This window comes from Flavobacterium sp. LM5 (genome assembly GCF_002017945.1).
Lineage (GTDB): Bacteria > Bacteroidota > Bacteroidia > Flavobacteriales > Flavobacteriaceae > Flavobacterium > Flavobacterium succinicans.
Window position 1 is genome coordinate 896,888 of record NZ_MUFX01000001.1, and the last position, 16,399, is coordinate 913,286.

Here is a 16,399-nt window from a genome sequence, read left to right on the forward strand (position 1 = left end):
GTTACAAATGTAGCCGTAATTTTCGTTTTTCAAAGCAATCCGTACCGCTATAAATAGCGAATCTAATTTTCTTTTAGTTATTTTGTAGTCCATATGAAATCACAACATCAAGTCTTTTTATCGTTAGGAAGTAATCAGGGCAATCGGCTGCAAATCTTGGAGCATTGCATTGATTTGTTGCATCAAGAAGTAGGAACGGTCATCAAAATTTCGTCTGTTTTCGAAACGCCCGCTTGGGGTTTTGAGAGCGAGTCTTTTTATAATTGTGCCTTGGTGTTGCATACCGATTTTACACCTGTTCGCGTGCTCAATCAGATTTTGAAAATCGAAAAAAGTCTCGGACGCACCCGAAATGCTGCTGTTGGCTATCAAGCGCGCACCATTGATATCGATATTATTGCCTATGGCGAAGAGGTGGTTGCCACCGACAGACTCCAAATTCCGCATCCTTTATTGCAAGAGCGAAATTTTGTTTTGTTGCCTTTTCAAGAGCTAACTTCAGATTGGGAGCATCCAATTCTCAAAAAAAATGTTTCCGAATTGATCGCCCAAAGCAGTGACACAAGCAATTGTACCATTGTTGCAAATATTGCTGCGCCTTTGAGCAAAATTCCGCTGGAGCAGTTCAATTATATTGCTTTTGAAGGTAATATTGGTGCAGGAAAAACAACCTTGACGCATAAAATTGCACAAGATTTTAATGCGAAAATGGTTTTGGAACGTTTTGCCGACAACCCCTTTTTACCCAAGTTTTACAAAGATCAAAACCGTTATGCTTTTCCGCTCGAAATGTCATTCTTGGCCGATCGGTACCAGCAATTATCCGATGATTTGGCACAATTTGATCTCTTCAAAGATTTTGTAGTAGCCGATTATCATATTTTCAAATCGCTCATTTTTGCCAAAATCACCTTGGCAGAAGACGAGTATCGCCTGTATCGAAACCTGTTTACCATCATTTACAAAGAAATGCCAAAACCTGATTTGTATGTTTATTTGTATCAAAATACCCAGCGCTTGTTGCAAAACATTAAAAAAAGAGGGCGTGGTTACGAGCAAAACATCGAAGCGGACTACTTGGATAAAATAAACACCGGTTATCTAGATTACATCAAATCGCAGCAAGATTTGAATGTTCTAATTATCGATGTTTCAGATCTTGACTTTGTCAAAAATCAGTCAGATTATCTTTTTGTTTTAAACGAAATTCAAAAGAAAATATAAAACTAAACTGCAAACGACCTTGGCATAGGGTAATTGCAATTGGTCAATTAATAGTTCTATAAATGGAATCGCAATACAAAACGACTTCAGAATAACTCTTCCATATCTATAAAAGTTCAAAATAAGGCATGTAAAATTGTATTTTGGAGCTAACCAAGGTGAATTGGAAGTCAATATTTTGCTTGATAGCATGACCAAGCACTTTGAATAATTCTCATGTTATTTCACCCTATATTTCAAATTGTCAAAAAAGCGTTCTATCAATCGCCTGTCTTCGGTGATGATTTCTGCTGTACCTTTAGCTTCGGCATGAAAGTTCAAAACTGTTCCGTAGTTAGTTTTCAATCCATCGGTTAAATGCACTTGTACCAAATAAGCGTTTACTTTATTTTCCTTGTTCGATAAAGTTTGTTCATTGGTAGCTAGTGATATTCGGCTGACTTTTCCTTTTACCGAACCATATTCATTATAAGGATAATTGTCTAGTTTTATGATTACGTCTTGCCCTATTTTTACTTTGCCTGAACCTTGTTCTGGTAAATTTACCTGTCCAATAATTTCATTCTTGTAAGGAATAATTTTGAACATTTCCTGTCCGGATTGGATAAAGTCGTCATTTTTTAAGAAACTTAAAAAATCAATTCTCCCTGGGATTGGGGCAATAAAAACATAGGTTTGTTCCCATTTTTTTATGGCATCTAATAAGTCATAATAACTATTGTATAATTTGATAATCAATTCGGTTTCTCTGTTGGATTTTTCGATGGCTAATAATTCCAACTTATTTTCGGCTTCCTGTATTTGATAATCGGTGTTTGTAATTTGTTTGTCAATGGCTTTAAAATCAAGTGTCGTATTGGCTTTGGAAATTACGGATTTATCAAAATCAGCAGAAGCCGTCACTTTTTTGCTATACAAAACAGAATCCCGTTTAAATAATTCCATCGAGCGATTGTATTTGATTTGCTGATTTTTAAAATCATTTTGCAAAGCGGCAAGGGTTGTCTTTTGCATTTTTAACAACTTTTGAGTAATTTTTTTTTGAACCACAAAAGGTTGCTGTTTTTTATAATCCAAAAACTGATACAAGGCACTTAAAAAACCAAAATACGCATTGTTGACATCGCCTAAAGACAGATTTTCTGGAAAGAAATTACGATGAGCATCCGAGTTTAGATTGTGTATGGCAACTTGGTGCAACAAATGGTCTAGTATTTGAACATCTTTAAGTCGAGCAGAGTTCTTGATATACCCTAAATAGGTGCCAGCTTGTACAGTGGCTCCTCCTTTTTTTTGCAATAAAACAAGATTTCCTGTGCTGGCCGAAACTATTTTTACGGGAGCTTGCCTTGTGTTAAGTGTAATTTGACCATGCAGCACTTCAGGATACTTGATCAACCAGCCAAAAATCAGTAAGAGCAAAACCAATCCTATGGCGATACCACTCACGGCGACACCGAAACGAACAGGCATTTTTTCTATCAAATGCGCAACTTCTTCCGTTCTGTTTTCGTGTAGACTTTTGTGAAATTCTTTATTATCCATTTATTGTGTCTCCCATTTGTGTTTTTACTAATTGATAATAATGTCCATTTTCTCTTGTCATCAATGAGTCATGATTTCCTATTTCAGTAATAGACCCATTTTTGAGCACAATAATCTGATCAGCTTTTCTAATAGTGCTTAATCTGTGGGCGACAACAATTACAGTTTTGTTTTTAAAAATGTCCTCTAAAGCGGTTACTATTTTTTGCTCGTTTATAGAATCAAGTGAGTTTGTAGCTTCGTCAAAAAATAAATAATCAGGATTTTTATACAATGCTCTAGCAATAAGTATTCTTTGCTTTTGTCCACCACTTAATCCTCTACCACTTTCTCCCATCATGGTTTGATAGCCTTTTGGCATAGCTTCAATTTCGCTAGCAATGTTGGCTACGGTAACGGCTTTTTTTAAGCGTTCATAGTCCACATTTTCATCGTCAAGCACAATGTTGTTTTGAATCGTATCGCTAAAAATTTTACCGTCCTGCATTACGGCACCGCAGCTTTCTCTCCATTGTTTTAGGCTGATGTTCTGTATGTTTAAATTCCCCATGGTCAATTCCCCAAAAGAGGGTTTGTATAATCGGAGGATCAATTTAAGCAAAGTAGTTTTTCCGCTGCCGCTATCTCCCACAATGGCAGTTACTTTTCCTTGTGGAATAATCATTGAAATATTCTTCAATATATAGTCTCCATTGCGGTTGTATTGAAAAGATACATTTCTCAAAAGTAGGCTTTTGTCTTCGGGTAGTTGGATGCTGTTATTGATCTCGTTTTCTTCCTCTTCTTCTAATTCGTGAATTTCATTTAGGCGCAAGAAGCTAATTTTGGCATATTGAGCCGATTGGATAAACGAGATGAACTGCATAATTGGCCCATTGAGCATCCCGATGATGAACTGTGTCGAAATCATTACTCCAAAGGTGATCTCCCCCCGAATAACCGCTTTGGCACAATAAAATGTAATGAACAAATTGGTTAATTGGTTGATGAATTGTGCTCCTAAGTTTTGAGCATTAGTAATGCGTAAAATCTTTTGGTCTATTTTGAACATTCGCACCTGAAGGGCTTCCCATTTCCAGCGTTTTTGCTTTTCGTAATTGTTGATTTTGATGTCCTGAATACTTCCAATGGTTTCTACCCAATAACTTTGGTTTTGGGTATGCACATCAAAATATTCCCAATCTAATTTTTTTCTAAATTGAAGAAAAAACACCACCCAAAGCATAAAAAGTGTACTGCCCACCAAATAGATTAAGCATAAAACGGGACTGTAAATAAGCAGGATAATACCGAAAATGAAGAAGGTAAGAATAGAAAAAACAAAATTGAGCGAATTGTTCATGATGAAATCCCGAATACGCTCATGATCTTGCGCGCGTTGTAAAATATCGCCCACCAATTTGTTTTCAAAAAAAGTAATAGGCAACTTCATCAATTTTATCAGGTAGTCCGAGATTAGCGAAATATTGACTCTTGAGGTGACATGAAGCAAAATCCAGTCCCGTACCATATTGCTCAACAAAATGCTGATGATAATCACTATATTGGCTATCAAGACCAAATCGATAAAATCCACATCGCTAGTTTGAATCCCCACATCGATAACAGATTTAGAAACAAAGGGCAAAAAAGCCTGTAAGCCTGTAACGATGAGCATTACAAAGAACAGGTTCAGAAAACTCTTTTTGTAAGGCGTAAAATAACCCAAAAAATTTTCCAGCGTTTTCCGGCGTTCCAGTTTATCTTGAACCGAGCGTTGCTTGAAATCAGCCATGGGTTCTATCGCTAAAACAGCTCCCACTTTTTCATTGGTCAACCAACCATTTTGGAAATCAGCTATGGAGTATTTTATACGAGCCTTGGCAGGATCAGACACCCAAACGTATTGAGAATTGATTTTATAGACCACTACAAAATGACTGTCTTGCCAATGGATAATGCAGGGTAGCGGTATAAGGCGCAAGGTGTCAAAGTCAATTTTGACACACTTTGTTCTCAAACCGATTTTTTCGCACGCATCGCTAATGTCTAAAAAACTAACGCCTTCTCGGCTAATACCGCAGAGATCTCGCAAATAGGGCAAACTGTAGAATCTGCCATAATATTTTGCTATGATTTTGACACAAGTAGGACCGCAATCCTTAGCATCGAGCTGAAACTCGTGTGGAAATTGAAACATTGAATGTGGGTTGATTTTATTGGATTAATAATCCCGCTAGGGTTCGCGGGATTTGAAGAGACTATTTTTGAAATGATTTGTAGAACTTATTTAAACTTCAGCATTCCCCATGTTCTCTCGATTTCTTGCTTAACTAAACCAACCTGACGACTTTCGTCGTAAAAAAATAATATTTCAACTCTGGCTGTATTGTCTTTATAAAGTTCTAATTTCTTACACCTCGAGTATGTACCCAAATATTTTTCTTTAACTTTTATATTATAAATAATTCCTCTAGTAGCATTAAATCGTTTTAAATACGATTTGTCAATAACTGTTATTTTAGTCAGATTGGTATTGATTTGATTAGCAACAGCTCTCGGTAAAAAACGAGTTAAACCATCTGTAGTTATTAAAAGTTTCTCAGCCCATGTAGTATTTTAGGATAAGCTATAATAGCAATACAACTCATAATACGCTCATTATCATCCTTAATCATAGCTATGTCAATTGTACTTTGGTAAATCTCAGGGTGAATTGAAAAATAACTGTCCGGTGGATTTATACAAAAATAATTATCCGGATTATTAAATTCTAATTTTGCTGCTGCTAATCGCAATTTAACATCTTCGTTTAAAGGACATCTTTGCGATTGCGCACTACTTGCAATAAAGAAAATAAAAATAACAGCAACTTTCTTTCTTTTATTAACGAGATTAATTTTCATTCGTTTATTATATTTGTTAATCTTTCTATTAAGACTTAAATTTCAAGGATCCCCACGTTTTTTCTATTTCTTGGTTTACTAAATTATCTTGACCATACTTATAAAAAAAGAGGATTTCTGCCCTTCCCACATTGTCTTTGTAAACAATAACCTTTTTGCACCGTGGATAAATTCCCAAATACCCTCCTTTTCTTACTTTAAGATTATAAACATATCCTCTATCTGCATTTATTTTTTTTAAATAATCTGTTTTAACAAATCTTAATTGGGATAATCGAGTATCCATTTCTATAGCTAAACCCTTTTTAGAAATATGATTCAGATCTACTGTAGCTATTAAAAATTTATTTATTTTCCCTATAGGTTTAGGGTAAGCAATAGTAGTAATACAAATCATAACCTCATTATCGTTATTAATAATAGCTATGTCAAACATACTTTGTTGAACGTCATGATGTATACTGAAATAACTTGATGGTGGATTTATGCAAAAATAATTATCCGGTTTACTGAATAGTAGTTTTGTTTTTGCTAATTGCGATTTAACATCCATGTCAAAAACACATTGCGATTGCACGCTAATGGTGATAAAGAAAATAGAAACTAAGAGTAGCTTCCATTTTCTTTCATTTCTTATGAGATTAATTTTCATTTTTGTTTATTTTGATTAGCTATAAAAAGACTGAAATATTCTACTATTAACGAGCTTTAATTCCATAAAAAGAAACCATTTCTGATATAGTTACACTACCTTCTTTAGCTTTTTGAGGATCATAAAAGTTAACTCTATTCCCATCAATACTGGTTATATTAACTGCATGAAGCCCTCCAGACGAGGTTCTATATACCCCTATTAATTGATTATCACCACTGGGGTTAGTAGCTGGGTTAATAAATTTTGACAAGAATTGCGTACTAGCCCCACTATAATCTGTAGCAGCAAAAAAATTGCCTGCAAAGCTCAATGCTTGACTTTGTATTATGCCTACTCCTGTAGCAGTTAGAAAGTTATATAAAGTATTTGTTGCGTGATTTGGATTTACAAAAGCATATATATTTGCATAATATTTTGCGTCATGAGCTTGATCACCATACATAGTACTTATCCATCCTAAACATTGAAAAAAACAATCTGTTGGTCCAGGCTGTTGATTAGTGGTGCTAGATGCAGTAATTCCAGATCCGCCACCGTAATAATTACCATTGTAACTAGACCCATAATTACCATAGTAATTCTGGTCATAATTATTATTGGTTGAAACACTAGAATAACCACTCCAAGAGGAAGGGGCTCCTGAATAAAAATTCTGTTGAGAAGAACTACCTCCTCCGATAACAACTGTGTTTAATTGCATAGGATTACCAGGGCCTCCATAACCTCCATAACTACCCCAATCACTACCGCTTCCCCCCATTATGCATTTCATTTCTTCTTTACACATTGTTTCTTCAATGTCTGCAAAACTCATTTTTTTTACTTTCATAATTTTAACTATTTATATTGAATGTAATTGCTTACTTTTTATAATTGATGTTTTTGTGAAATTATATTTTTTCGGGATCGGATTTAATAATTTTCTGTTCGTGCAAGATGTTTTAAATTCAATTAAATGGTAAAACATAACTTCATACATTTCTTTGTAAATTAATATTCCATTATTCCATTCTATATTGCCAGGCAGTCCTTCAACTATTATGAAATCAAAAAAAGCTCTTAGATTGTTTTTTTTTTCTTCTCTTTTAACAACATATGTCATGCTTTCTATGCTATTATGAAGGTCTAATATCGAAACCCCCGTTTTTAATTTTTCAAATAAAAAATTACATTCATCAAAGCAAAAATGAACGGGGCTTCTAAAAACCATTTTATAATCTTTACTTTTCATAAACAATTGATTGATATAACGGTTATTTCTAAATAGACAAAATGAACCAGTTATATAGTCGTGTCGACTGCTTATTATATCGTAATTGTTTAATATTTCTTCTGTCATAAAATTTCTGATAGAACCATATACAATATCAATATCCCCAATTCCCCAAAAATCATAATTAGCAATAATTTCAGTAAATAAGAAACCATAAGAAGGCTTGAAATCACATAATTTATAGGGATAATCTATATTTACTTTAAATCCTAATTTTTGAGAAGCCAATGTTCTGATTTCATCTAGAGTCATGAAAAATATTTTCACATTTTCAGGCTTGTCAACGATTGCCTCTATATTATCTGTTACGATATAAAAATCAACTGTTGGATTAAAAGCACAAGAATGTAAAAAATATGGAAAATACCAGGGATATTTACCATACCAGCAAGTAATAATAGCTATAGAATTGAGTTTTGACATTTACGGTAACATAAATTACAAATCAGTATTGATTAATTTTTGGTTGTTGTTTTTGAATATAATTCACAAGCATCCTTGATTCCTTTCATTTCGTCACGTTCAAGCTATGTCACTAAATTTAATTTTTGTTTTCATATCCAAATATAGTGTTTTAATGGTAATGGATTTACAAATAAAAAGAAAATACCCTAACCTGTTTATTATGATACGGCATAAATTATTATATTGTACTATATTTTATCAAACGATTAAATCTAAATTTATTCAAAACTAAATTATGGAAATAGGAAAAAAATTAAGGACATTGCGTGCAGAGAGAGGATTTACGCAGAAAAAAATGGCTGACTTACTTAGTATTCCACAGGCATCCTACTCAAATTTAGAAAACAATAAAGGAAGAGTTGACCTCAAAACTATTCAGAAAATTGCCGAAATTTACGAAATGGATGCGATAGACATTTTAAAAGAAGACGGACTTTCATTTCATCAAAAAAATAAAAAAGGAGACAATAACGGCTTAGTTATCAATCAACTTTCGGATAAACATATAGAACAATACGAAATTAGGTTAAAAGAAAAGGATGAAGTAATAGCTGATTTGAAACAATTAATAAAAGAGTGGAAAGGTTAGTTTATTAATTGTTTCTTATCAGATGTTTTATAGTCGTTTTTTTTGTTTTATATTTCCTGAATACAATCATTTTAAAATTGTAATGTTAAGTTAATTCTTGTTATCTTTTCAAAGAAAAATGACCTTTAATTTCGGGTGTTCCATTACTAAAGTTTATCACATACCAATAATCGTTAGCCGCCAATGGCGTTCCGTTAAAAGTACCATTCCAACTGATATTTGTAGCATTAAGAATGGTGATGAGTTTGCCAAAACGATCAAAAATATGCACCGTAGTGTTGGGGTATTTTGAAATGCCTTTAATATTCCAAACGTCATTAAATCCATCGCCATTAGGTGTGAAAAATTTAGGAATGCCTACTACAGCAATCGCTTTGCTAACACTACCGCATCCGTTTTTGTCGTTCACATATACGGTATGTATACCCGAGGATACATTGTGAAAAGCATTCGAATCCTGCCAAAAACCACTAGGTTCGTCCAAGCTGTATTGGTAGTCGCCAGGCCCACTTACTTGAACGGTTACTGTATTAACATCACTTAATTCAACAATGTCTATAGCTTCAATGGTTGCAACATTAGAAGCGGTTACTGTCAAGGTTCTCGTGCGACTACAGCCTGCAGCGTTTGTAACGTCAACGGTATATACACCCTCAGTGTTGACGTTCAAAGTAGGCGTGTTAGTGCCAATAGTAGTGCCGTCTTTCTTCCATGAATACTCGTAGTCTGTGGTCGGTGTGGCGTCCAATATTCCTGCGTCTAGCGTAACAAAAAAAGTAGCTAGGTTCGAACATACCAACTCATTTTCTGAACCATTCAGATTTAAGCTAATGTTCGGAACAGGATGAACCGTAAAACGCAAAGCGGTGCTAGCCGTACAAATGGTGTTTATAGGGTTGCTAACTATTGCGTTAACTGTTTGTGAACTCGTTATAAAGGGGTTCGGCAAAGGGCTGGGTAAAAGGGTGTTGTTTTGATCATAATATTGAATCACCATGCCGGTTTGACCTCCTCTAATAATACTGTCAAAAGCAGAAGTGTCGAAAGCAAATGTACCATCTTGCTGTGTTGGTTCTATTTCGTCATCGCAAGCTGTGGTTAAACTCGAAGCAACAGTAAAGGCTCTTGGGGCTTCATCCACAGTAAAGGTGATTAGTGTTTCATCCGAACATTGTTGCGCAGTGGTGTTGGTAACAACGGCCTTGATGGTTTGTGATGTTGAGGCAAAAAGCGCTGGAAAAGGACTAGTAATTGTATTGCCATTGGCATCTATTAATGGTTGATTGGCTTGGTCGAAATAACGAATACTTACATTGGTTTGGCCCTGCAGCAAAGTAGTCTCGAGTGCAGCGGTGTCAAATGGAAATATCCCATCCGAAGTGTCGTCACATTGTCTTGGAATTTGCACCGCATGTGCAATAGGAGGGCTTTCTACAGTTAAGGTTAAATAGGGGCCTAATCCGTAACAAGCATTGTCCAAGTCGCTATCAATTCGAATCCAAATATCTTGCGTGTTCGGGTAGCCTATGTTTCGGTAATTAGAAAGATTAGAAATAGCATTCAACTCCGCCAAGGCATCAGCTTCGTTTCTGTAGTAGTTGATACTGTATGTTTGGTTTGTGGGAAGGAGTGCTAATATAGTTGCTTTTGTCGGCGATAAATCAAAAGTGCTGATACCATCTCGCTTGTTGTTATTGGGAGTATTGTTGCCGTTGGAGTCTAAAAAATCGTCACAAACGGGAGCGAAAGGAATTTTGTAGGTAGGCGGAATATTGGTTGCGGGTACTTTTAACGTGATTTTAGCAACACTAGCACAAGTTGTCAATGGGTTGGTAATTCTCGCCCAAACCGGCATAAGTGTTGGAATGCTATTTTCAAACATCAGCGGATTAGTAATCAGGTCGGTCGCTATTGCAGTATTGGCACCATTTAAAGTAGTATAATATGTAAAAGTTTCGTTGGTATAATTGCTTGAAATAGTAGCGTTGTTAACGGTTAAGTTGAAAAAAGTTTTGCCATCGACTACCAAATCTGTGTCACATTGAATTATACTGACTTCGTTGACCACCGGACGAGGATGTATTATAAAATCTAAAGTAGTAGTCGCTATACAACTGGGGTTAGTAATGTTTTCGATCCTAACAGTTATCTTTTGGGTGCTAGTCAAAAAGGGATTGGGTAATGGGCTCGGTAACAGATTACCAAGGGCATCCGTGTAACTTACTGTCATGCCTGTTTGACCGCCTAAAAGAATGGCTTGGATGCTTGACGTGTCAAAGGCATAGTTTCCATCTTGAGTAGATGAAATGGGTTCGTCATCGCAGGCAGTTGTTAAGGTTTTAGGAACTTCAAATGCTTGTGGTAAATTGTCTACCGTAAAAATTATGTTTGTTTGACTAGCGCATTGCAAAGAGGAGTTATTGGTTACAATAGCTCGTATAGTTTGAGATTTTGTAGTAAATCTTGAAGGAAATGGGCTTACTATTGCTATTCCGTTTTCGTCTTTTAGAGGAGTATTGCTTGCATCAAAATAGGTGACTTTACAGTTGAGTTGTCCTTGCAGTAAAGTACTTTCAAGTGCGCTGGTGTCAAAGGTATAAATACCGTCCTGATTGTCATCGCATTGCCTGGCTATGGAAACAGGATGTGCAACCGGTAAAGGTTCTACAGGAACCGTGATTGCTTTTCGGGAGCTACAGCCATAATCTACATAATAGGTCGTCGTATTGTTTAACGCGGGCGTAGTATAGCTGGTTCCAGAATACAATAAATTTCCACCGTTGGCGGCATCAAACCAATTCACATTGCTAGAGGAGGAAGACACTGCAATGCTCATGGATTGTCCAGCACAAATGCTATTTGGAGGTGTAAAGTTTAATTGTGCTATGGTTATTGAGGTACTCGCCGAAAGTTCTAAAATAGGATCTCCAGGCATTCCTCCATATTCTACAATAAATCCTTTGGGTTGATAATTTCCTGAAGCTTCACCTGTGTTGGACAAGTCATTCCATGAGCCAGCGATACCAACTCCAGGCGCTGTGATGTGTGCGTAGTCTTCGTTGCCTAGTTGGTTTGGTTCGTTGATATTCCAATAGGCAAAGTTAGGACTCGAGCCGTTGGTTAGTCCGTTCCAAAAAACAATACCATTGCCACTATTGGCTAGTCCTTCTGGGCCAGTGACCCACTTCCATACTCCTTCTGTGTTTTCATCTGTGCCACCAACCCATCCTGCGCCATTGGCTTGTTCGCCACAAAGCTTTGCTTCTTCTAAGGATAATAGCGTGGCTAAATAGCCTTTTAGACCATAATAGCGCAGGCTTTCGGCTTGTGCTTTTGCAGCTGTCCAAGTAATGCCTGTGTTGGATACGTATTGATAGTAATGACCGGTAGAAGGGAGATAGTTGGCTTGACCAAGGGTAATAGAAAATGTTCGGTTGCCAGAGGGAGAAGCATCAGCATTAGAATAGCTAATATCTTTTAGGGCGGCCACAAAGTCGGTATACAAAATTCGTACACTGGTTGGGCTATATAGTTTTAGCTTTCCAGCAGCAGCATCCCAGCTACTTGCTATTTTGGGGTGAGCAGCAGGGTTTTCCAGTCGTAATAGATCTAAGTTTCGGTTGTATCCCGCTGCTATTTGAACGTACATCGCCTCTGCATCTGGTTCAGCAACATCATGTGTGATGGAGATGGTTTGGATGATTTTTAATGCAGTTCCTGGGCAATAAACTTGATTGCCTGAGGCTGTTATTTTAGGTGGATCAATCGCAAATGCTAAATTTGAAAAAAAAAGAGCAAGAATTAAAAGTGATCGATATATAACTGATATTTTCATTAGATAAAAATATCGTTAATTCTCTAGAATAACTAGTCTTAGGGTAGTTTTTGGAGTTAAATCAAAGAAATAACTAGACTTGCAATAAATGTGCTACTAATAGTTAAATTTTTTAAATAAATCCCAAACGACAATACCTGCGCTCACCGAAATATTTAAAGAATGTTTAGTGCCCAATTGCGGAATTTCGATACATCCGTCACAAAGGACTACTGCTTCTTGTGCTACACCATGTACTTCATTACCAAAAACTAAAGCATATTTTTGTAAAGGATCTACTTTGAAATCTTGTAAAAAAACAGCGCTTTCTACTTGTTCGATAGCCAGAGTTACCACGTTGTCATTTTTTAAAGCGGTAATGGCTTCTAAAACATCGTCGTAATGTTCCCAAGCTACTGTTTCTGTTGCACCCAAAGCAGTTTTATGTATTTCTTTGTTGGGAGGTGTCGCAGTAATGCCACAGAGTATAATTTTTTCTACCAAAAACGCATCGGCAGTTCTAAATACAGAACCGATATTGTGAAGACTTCTCACATCATCAAGAACCAGAATTAGCGGGGTTTTTTCGGATTTTTTAAATCCTTCTATTGATTTTCTGTCCAGTTCGCTATTCTCTAATTTTCTCATAAGTCAAGATCTTAAAAAAAAAAGCTTCCTAGTCAAAGGAAGCTCTTTAAATGTGTTTTTTATTTTTTAGCTTTTTACGCCCTCAGCAGTTACAGTTCCTTTAATTGTCAAAACTTTTGAAGGTTGTCCTGCAGCGTTAGAAGTTACGGTTACGGTTTTTGTAAAAGCACCCACACGATTGGTGTCATAACTTACGCCAATACTACTGCTTTTTCCTGGTAAAATAGGCTCTCTTGGAATACTTGGAACAGTACATCCGCAAGATCCTTGTGCATTACTGATAATTAATGGAGCGTTTCCATTATTGGTAAAAGTAAATTCACGTTTTCCATCTGAACCACGTGCAATAGTGCCATAATCAAGCGTTTCAGTTTTAAATACTAAACCTGCACCCTGAACTTTTGCTGTAGTTGTTTTGGCTTTTTTTAATTTTTTAGCAGTTTCTTGTGCTGAAGTAGTAGCAATTCCAAAACCGAAAACTAATAAAAGTGTGATTATTTTTTTCATAAGATTTAATTTAAAGTATCGCAAATCTAGGTAAAAATTAGAAAATGTAACACAATTACAGTTTAAAATTTTGTTTTTTGAACCGCCTTTATTCACTATAAATCTATAAATTCGCTGACATATTTTATTGAATTTAATACCCACCCAATTTGGCAGCAAAAGATAAAGGCGTTAAGGAAACGCCGTTAATGAAACAGTATAATGAAATTAAGCGAAAATATCCAGATGCGTGTTTGTTGTTTCGAGTAGGCGATTTTTATGAAACCTTTGGTGATGATGCCATTCGTGCCTCCAAAATACTGGGAATTACGTTAACCAAAAGAGGGGCCGGTTCAGAAACTGAAACGGCTTTGGCTGGTTTTCCGCATCATTCCATTAATACGTATTTGCCCAAGTTAGTTAAAGCGGGTCTTCGTGTGGCGATTTGTGATCAGCTAGAAGATCCCAAAATGACCAAAACGATTGTGAAACGTGGCGTGACTGAGTTGGTTACTCCTGGGGTTTCTATGAACGATGAGGTGTTGCAGTCCAAAACCAATAATTTTTTGGCTTCGGTATATTTTACCAATAAAAATATTGGAATTTCATTTTTAGATGTTTCTACTGGAGAATTTCTAACCGCACAAGGAAATGCAGAATACATCGATAAGTTGTTGCAAAATTTCAATCCTAGTGAGGTCTTAGTGACAAAAAACAACAAAAATACGTTCCGAGAAACATTCGGAGACGATTACCATAGTTTTTATCTCGAAGATTGGATTTACAAAGAAGATTATGCTTTTGAGAGTTTAACGAAGCATTTTCAAACCACTTCTTTAAAAGGTTTTGGTGTCGAAGAATTGAAAGAAGGAATCGTGGCTTCGGGTGCTATTTTGTATTATTTATCAGAAACACAGCATAATAGGGTACAGCATATTACGGCCATACAACGTATCGCAGAAGATGCTTATGTTTGGATGGATCGTTTTACCATTCGAAATCTGGAGTTATATCATAGTTATAATCCTAATGCGGTGACGTTGCTAGATGTAATCGACCGAACACTTTCGCCTATGGGTGGACGATTATTGAAGCGTTGGTTGGCTTTGCCTTTGAAAGATGCAGCCAAAATTCAGAGTCGTCATCAAGTAGTAGGGTATTTAAAAGAAAACCAAGAAGTTTTAAAACAAATACAATATCAAATCAAACAGATTTCTGATTTGGAACGTTTGATTTCAAAAATCGCGGCAGGCAAAGTATCCCCTCGTGAAGTGGTGTATTTGAAAGAATCTTTAGATGCGATCTTGCCGATCAAAACAATCGCTTTGCAAAGTCCACAAGAAGCCGTAAAAGTAATTGGTGATAGTTTGCATAGCTGTGATTTGCTTCGTGAGAAAATAAAAACGACGTTAAATCAAGATGCACCCGTAGCTATTGCCAAAGGGAATGCGATTGCGGTTGGTGTACATTCAGAATTGGATGAGTTGCGCGCTATTTCTACTTCTGGGAAAGAATTTTTAGAAGGAATTGAGAAACGTGAATCGGAGCGTACAGGGATTTCTTCTTTGAAAATTTCTTTTAATAATGTTTTTGGGTATTATATCGAAGTTCGAAATACGCATAAAGATAAAGTGCCAAGCGAATGGATTCGTAAGCAAACTTTAGTGAATGCGGAACGTTATATTACCGAAGAGCTAAAAGAATACGAAACCAAAATTTTAGGTGCCGAGGAAAAAATCCATAAAATAGAAGGTGAGATTTTTGAACAATTAGTGCAATGGATTTCAACGTATATCAAGCCAGTTCAAATGAATGCCAATTTGGTGGCGCAGTTGGATTGTTTGTGTTCGTTTACACAATTGGCTATAGAAAACCAATATGTTTGTCCTGAATTGGATGAAACCTTTGAATTGGATATCAAAAACGGTCGTCATCCAGTAATTGAAAAACAATTGCCTGTTGGTGTGCCTTACATCGCCAATGATGTTTTCCTAGATAGAGACACGCAACAGTTGATTATGATTACTGGGCCAAATATGTCGGGTAAGTCGGCTATTTTGAGACAAACGGCTCTGATTGTGCTCTTGGCTCAAATGGGAAGTTTTGTTCCAGCAGATAGCGTTAGAATGGGTATCGTGGATAAAATTTTTACTAGGGTAGGAGCTTCCGATAATATTTCGATGGGTGAATCTACTTTTATGGTCGAAATGAACGAGACGGCTTCTATTTTGAATAATATTTCGGACAGAAGTTTGGTGTTGTTGGATGAAATTGGCCGTGGGACAAGTACCTATGATGGAATTTCTATTGCGTGGGCTATTGCGGAGTTTTTACATGAGCATCCATCGCAACCCAAAACCCTTTTTGCTACGCATTATCACGAATTGAATGAAATGAGCGATGCGTTGAAGCGCATACAGAATTATAATGTCGCTGTAAAAGAATTAAAAGATAACGTGCTTTTTATTCGAAAACTAATAAAAGGAGGTTCTGCACATAGTTTTGGGATTCACGTAGCTAAAATGGCTGGAATGCCACAGTTGGTGATTTTGAAAGCGCAGAAAATATTAAAGAAATTAGAAAAAGACCATTCAGGTGATGCGTTAAATGGGATCAAAGCGGCAAAAGATGAGATGCAAATGAGTTTTTTTAATCTAGATGATCCCTTGTTGGAAGAAATTAAAGAAGAAATTTTGCAATTGGATATTAATGCCATCACACCAATGGAAGCCTTGATGAAGCTCAATGAAATAAAACGAATGCTCAGTCGAAAATAATTTTTTTGATAACCGCTGGGTTATCAAAAAGTTATCAT

The 16,399-nt window shown here is 36.2% G+C and carries 12 protein-coding genes; 3 read left to right on the forward strand and 9 right to left on the reverse strand.

What is annotated here, in order from left to right; translation table 11 throughout:
• Positions 1 to 93 precede the first annotated feature (93 nt).
• Entirely contained in the window at positions 94 to 1,224 is a 1,131-nt protein-coding gene (folK, locus tag BXU11_RS03760) for a 2-amino-4-hydroxy-6-hydroxymethyldihydropteridine diphosphokinase (RefSeq protein WP_078211058.1), read from the forward strand.
• Between the two features lie 219 nt (positions 1,225 to 1,443).
• Here the strand turns inward: folK and BXU11_RS03765 are convergent, their stop codons facing one another.
• From BXU11_RS03765 to BXU11_RS03790, 6 genes are all read right to left on the reverse strand, one after another.
• On the reverse strand, positions 1,444 to 2,769 hold the full coding sequence (locus BXU11_RS03765; protein ID WP_078211059.1) for an HlyD family efflux transporter periplasmic adaptor subunit: 1,326 nt from the start codon (positions 2,767 to 2,769) through the stop codon (positions 1,444 to 1,446).
• Complete coding sequence (locus BXU11_RS03770; protein ID WP_078211060.1) at positions 2,762 to 4,948, reverse strand: peptidase domain-containing ABC transporter; 2,187 nt, start codon at positions 4,946 to 4,948, stop codon at positions 2,762 to 2,764. The genes BXU11_RS03765 and BXU11_RS03770 overlap by 8 nt, the downstream gene beginning before the upstream one ends.
• 391 nt (positions 4,949 to 5,339) lie before the next feature.
• On the reverse strand, positions 5,340 to 5,654 hold the full coding sequence (locus tag BXU11_RS03775; protein ID WP_078211061.1) for a hypothetical protein: 315 nt from the start codon (positions 5,652 to 5,654) through the stop codon (positions 5,340 to 5,342).
• Positions 5,655 to 5,682: 28 nt separating this feature from the next.
• Positions 5,683 to 6,306: a hypothetical protein gene (locus tag BXU11_RS03780; protein WP_078211062.1), complete on the reverse strand. Its 624-nt coding sequence runs from the start codon at positions 6,304 to 6,306 to the stop codon at positions 5,683 to 5,685.
• A gap of 46 nt (positions 6,307 to 6,352) precedes the next feature.
• Positions 6,353 to 7,138: a hypothetical protein gene (locus tag BXU11_RS03785; RefSeq protein ID WP_078211063.1), complete on the reverse strand. Its 786-nt coding sequence runs from the start codon at positions 7,136 to 7,138 to the stop codon at positions 6,353 to 6,355.
• A 12-nt stretch (positions 7,139 to 7,150) separates the two neighbouring features.
• Positions 7,151 to 8,005, reverse strand: coding sequence for a DUF6625 family protein (locus BXU11_RS03790; protein ID WP_078211064.1), 855 nt, complete (start codon positions 8,003 to 8,005; stop codon positions 7,151 to 7,153).
• A gap of 277 nt (positions 8,006 to 8,282) precedes the next feature.
• Here BXU11_RS03790 and BXU11_RS03795 point away from each other — a divergent pair, with 277 nt between their 5' ends.
• Positions 8,283 to 8,636: a helix-turn-helix domain-containing protein gene (locus BXU11_RS03795; RefSeq protein WP_078211065.1), complete on the forward strand. Its 354-nt coding sequence runs from the start codon at positions 8,283 to 8,285 to the stop codon at positions 8,634 to 8,636.
• A gap of 100 nt (positions 8,637 to 8,736) precedes the next feature.
• Here the strand turns inward: BXU11_RS03795 and BXU11_RS03800 are convergent, their stop codons facing one another.
• The 3 genes from BXU11_RS03800 to BXU11_RS03810 all read right to left on the reverse strand — a co-directional run bounded on the left by BXU11_RS03800 (position 8,737) and on the right by BXU11_RS03810 (position 13,605).
• Positions 8,737 to 12,471: a T9SS type B sorting domain-containing protein gene (locus BXU11_RS03800; RefSeq protein ID WP_078211066.1), complete on the reverse strand. Its 3,735-nt coding sequence runs from the start codon at positions 12,469 to 12,471 to the stop codon at positions 8,737 to 8,739.
• Positions 12,472 to 12,567: 96 nt separating this feature from the next.
• Positions 12,568 to 13,098: an RNA methyltransferase gene (locus tag BXU11_RS03805; protein ID WP_078211067.1), complete on the reverse strand. Its 531-nt coding sequence runs from the start codon at positions 13,096 to 13,098 to the stop codon at positions 12,568 to 12,570.
• Positions 13,099 to 13,164: 66 nt separating this feature from the next.
• On the reverse strand, positions 13,165 to 13,605 hold the full coding sequence (locus tag BXU11_RS03810) for a DUF1573 domain-containing protein (protein ID WP_024980454.1): 441 nt from the start codon (positions 13,603 to 13,605) through the stop codon (positions 13,165 to 13,167).
• A gap of 149 nt (positions 13,606 to 13,754) precedes the next feature.
• Here BXU11_RS03810 and mutS point away from each other — a divergent pair, with 149 nt between their 5' ends.
• The gene (gene mutS, locus BXU11_RS03815; protein WP_078211068.1) at positions 13,755 to 16,361 is read left to right on the forward strand and encodes a DNA mismatch repair protein MutS; all 2,607 of its coding nucleotides are present in this window, start codon (positions 13,755 to 13,757) and stop codon (positions 16,359 to 16,361) included.
• Positions 16,362 to 16,399 lie beyond the last annotated feature (38 nt).

Excerpts from the sequence above, each read along its gene's own strand:
- folK (WP_078211058.1), top strand. The coding sequence starts at position 94 with ATGAAATCACAACATCAAGTCTTTTTATCGTTAGGAAGTAATCAGGGC.
- BXU11_RS03765 (WP_078211059.1), bottom strand. The coding sequence starts at position 2,769 with ATGGATAATAAAGAATTTCACAAAAGTCTACACGAAAACAGAACGGAA.
- BXU11_RS03770 (WP_078211060.1), bottom strand. The coding sequence starts at position 4,948 with ATGTTTCAATTTCCACACGAGTTTCAGCTCGATGCTAAGGATTGCGGT.
- BXU11_RS03775 (WP_078211061.1), bottom strand. The coding sequence starts at position 5,654 with ATGAAAATTAATCTCGTTAATAAAAGAAAGAAAGTTGCTGTTATTTTT.
- BXU11_RS03780 (WP_078211062.1), bottom strand. The coding sequence starts at position 6,306 with ATGAAAATTAATCTCATAAGAAATGAAAGAAAATGGAAGCTACTCTTA.
- BXU11_RS03785 (WP_078211063.1), bottom strand. The coding sequence starts at position 7,138 with ATGAAAGTAAAAAAAATGAGTTTTGCAGACATTGAAGAAACAATGTGT.
- BXU11_RS03790 (WP_078211064.1), bottom strand. The coding sequence starts at position 8,005 with ATGTCAAAACTCAATTCTATAGCTATTATTACTTGCTGGTATGGTAAA.
- BXU11_RS03795 (WP_078211065.1), top strand. The coding sequence starts at position 8,283 with ATGGAAATAGGAAAAAAATTAAGGACATTGCGTGCAGAGAGAGGATTT.
- BXU11_RS03800 (WP_078211066.1), bottom strand. The coding sequence starts at position 12,471 with ATGAAAATATCAGTTATATATCGATCACTTTTAATTCTTGCTCTTTTT.
- BXU11_RS03805 (WP_078211067.1), bottom strand. The coding sequence starts at position 13,098 with ATGAGAAAATTAGAGAATAGCGAACTGGACAGAAAATCAATAGAAGGA.
- BXU11_RS03810 (WP_024980454.1), bottom strand. The coding sequence starts at position 13,605 with ATGAAAAAAATAATCACACTTTTATTAGTTTTCGGTTTTGGAATTGCT.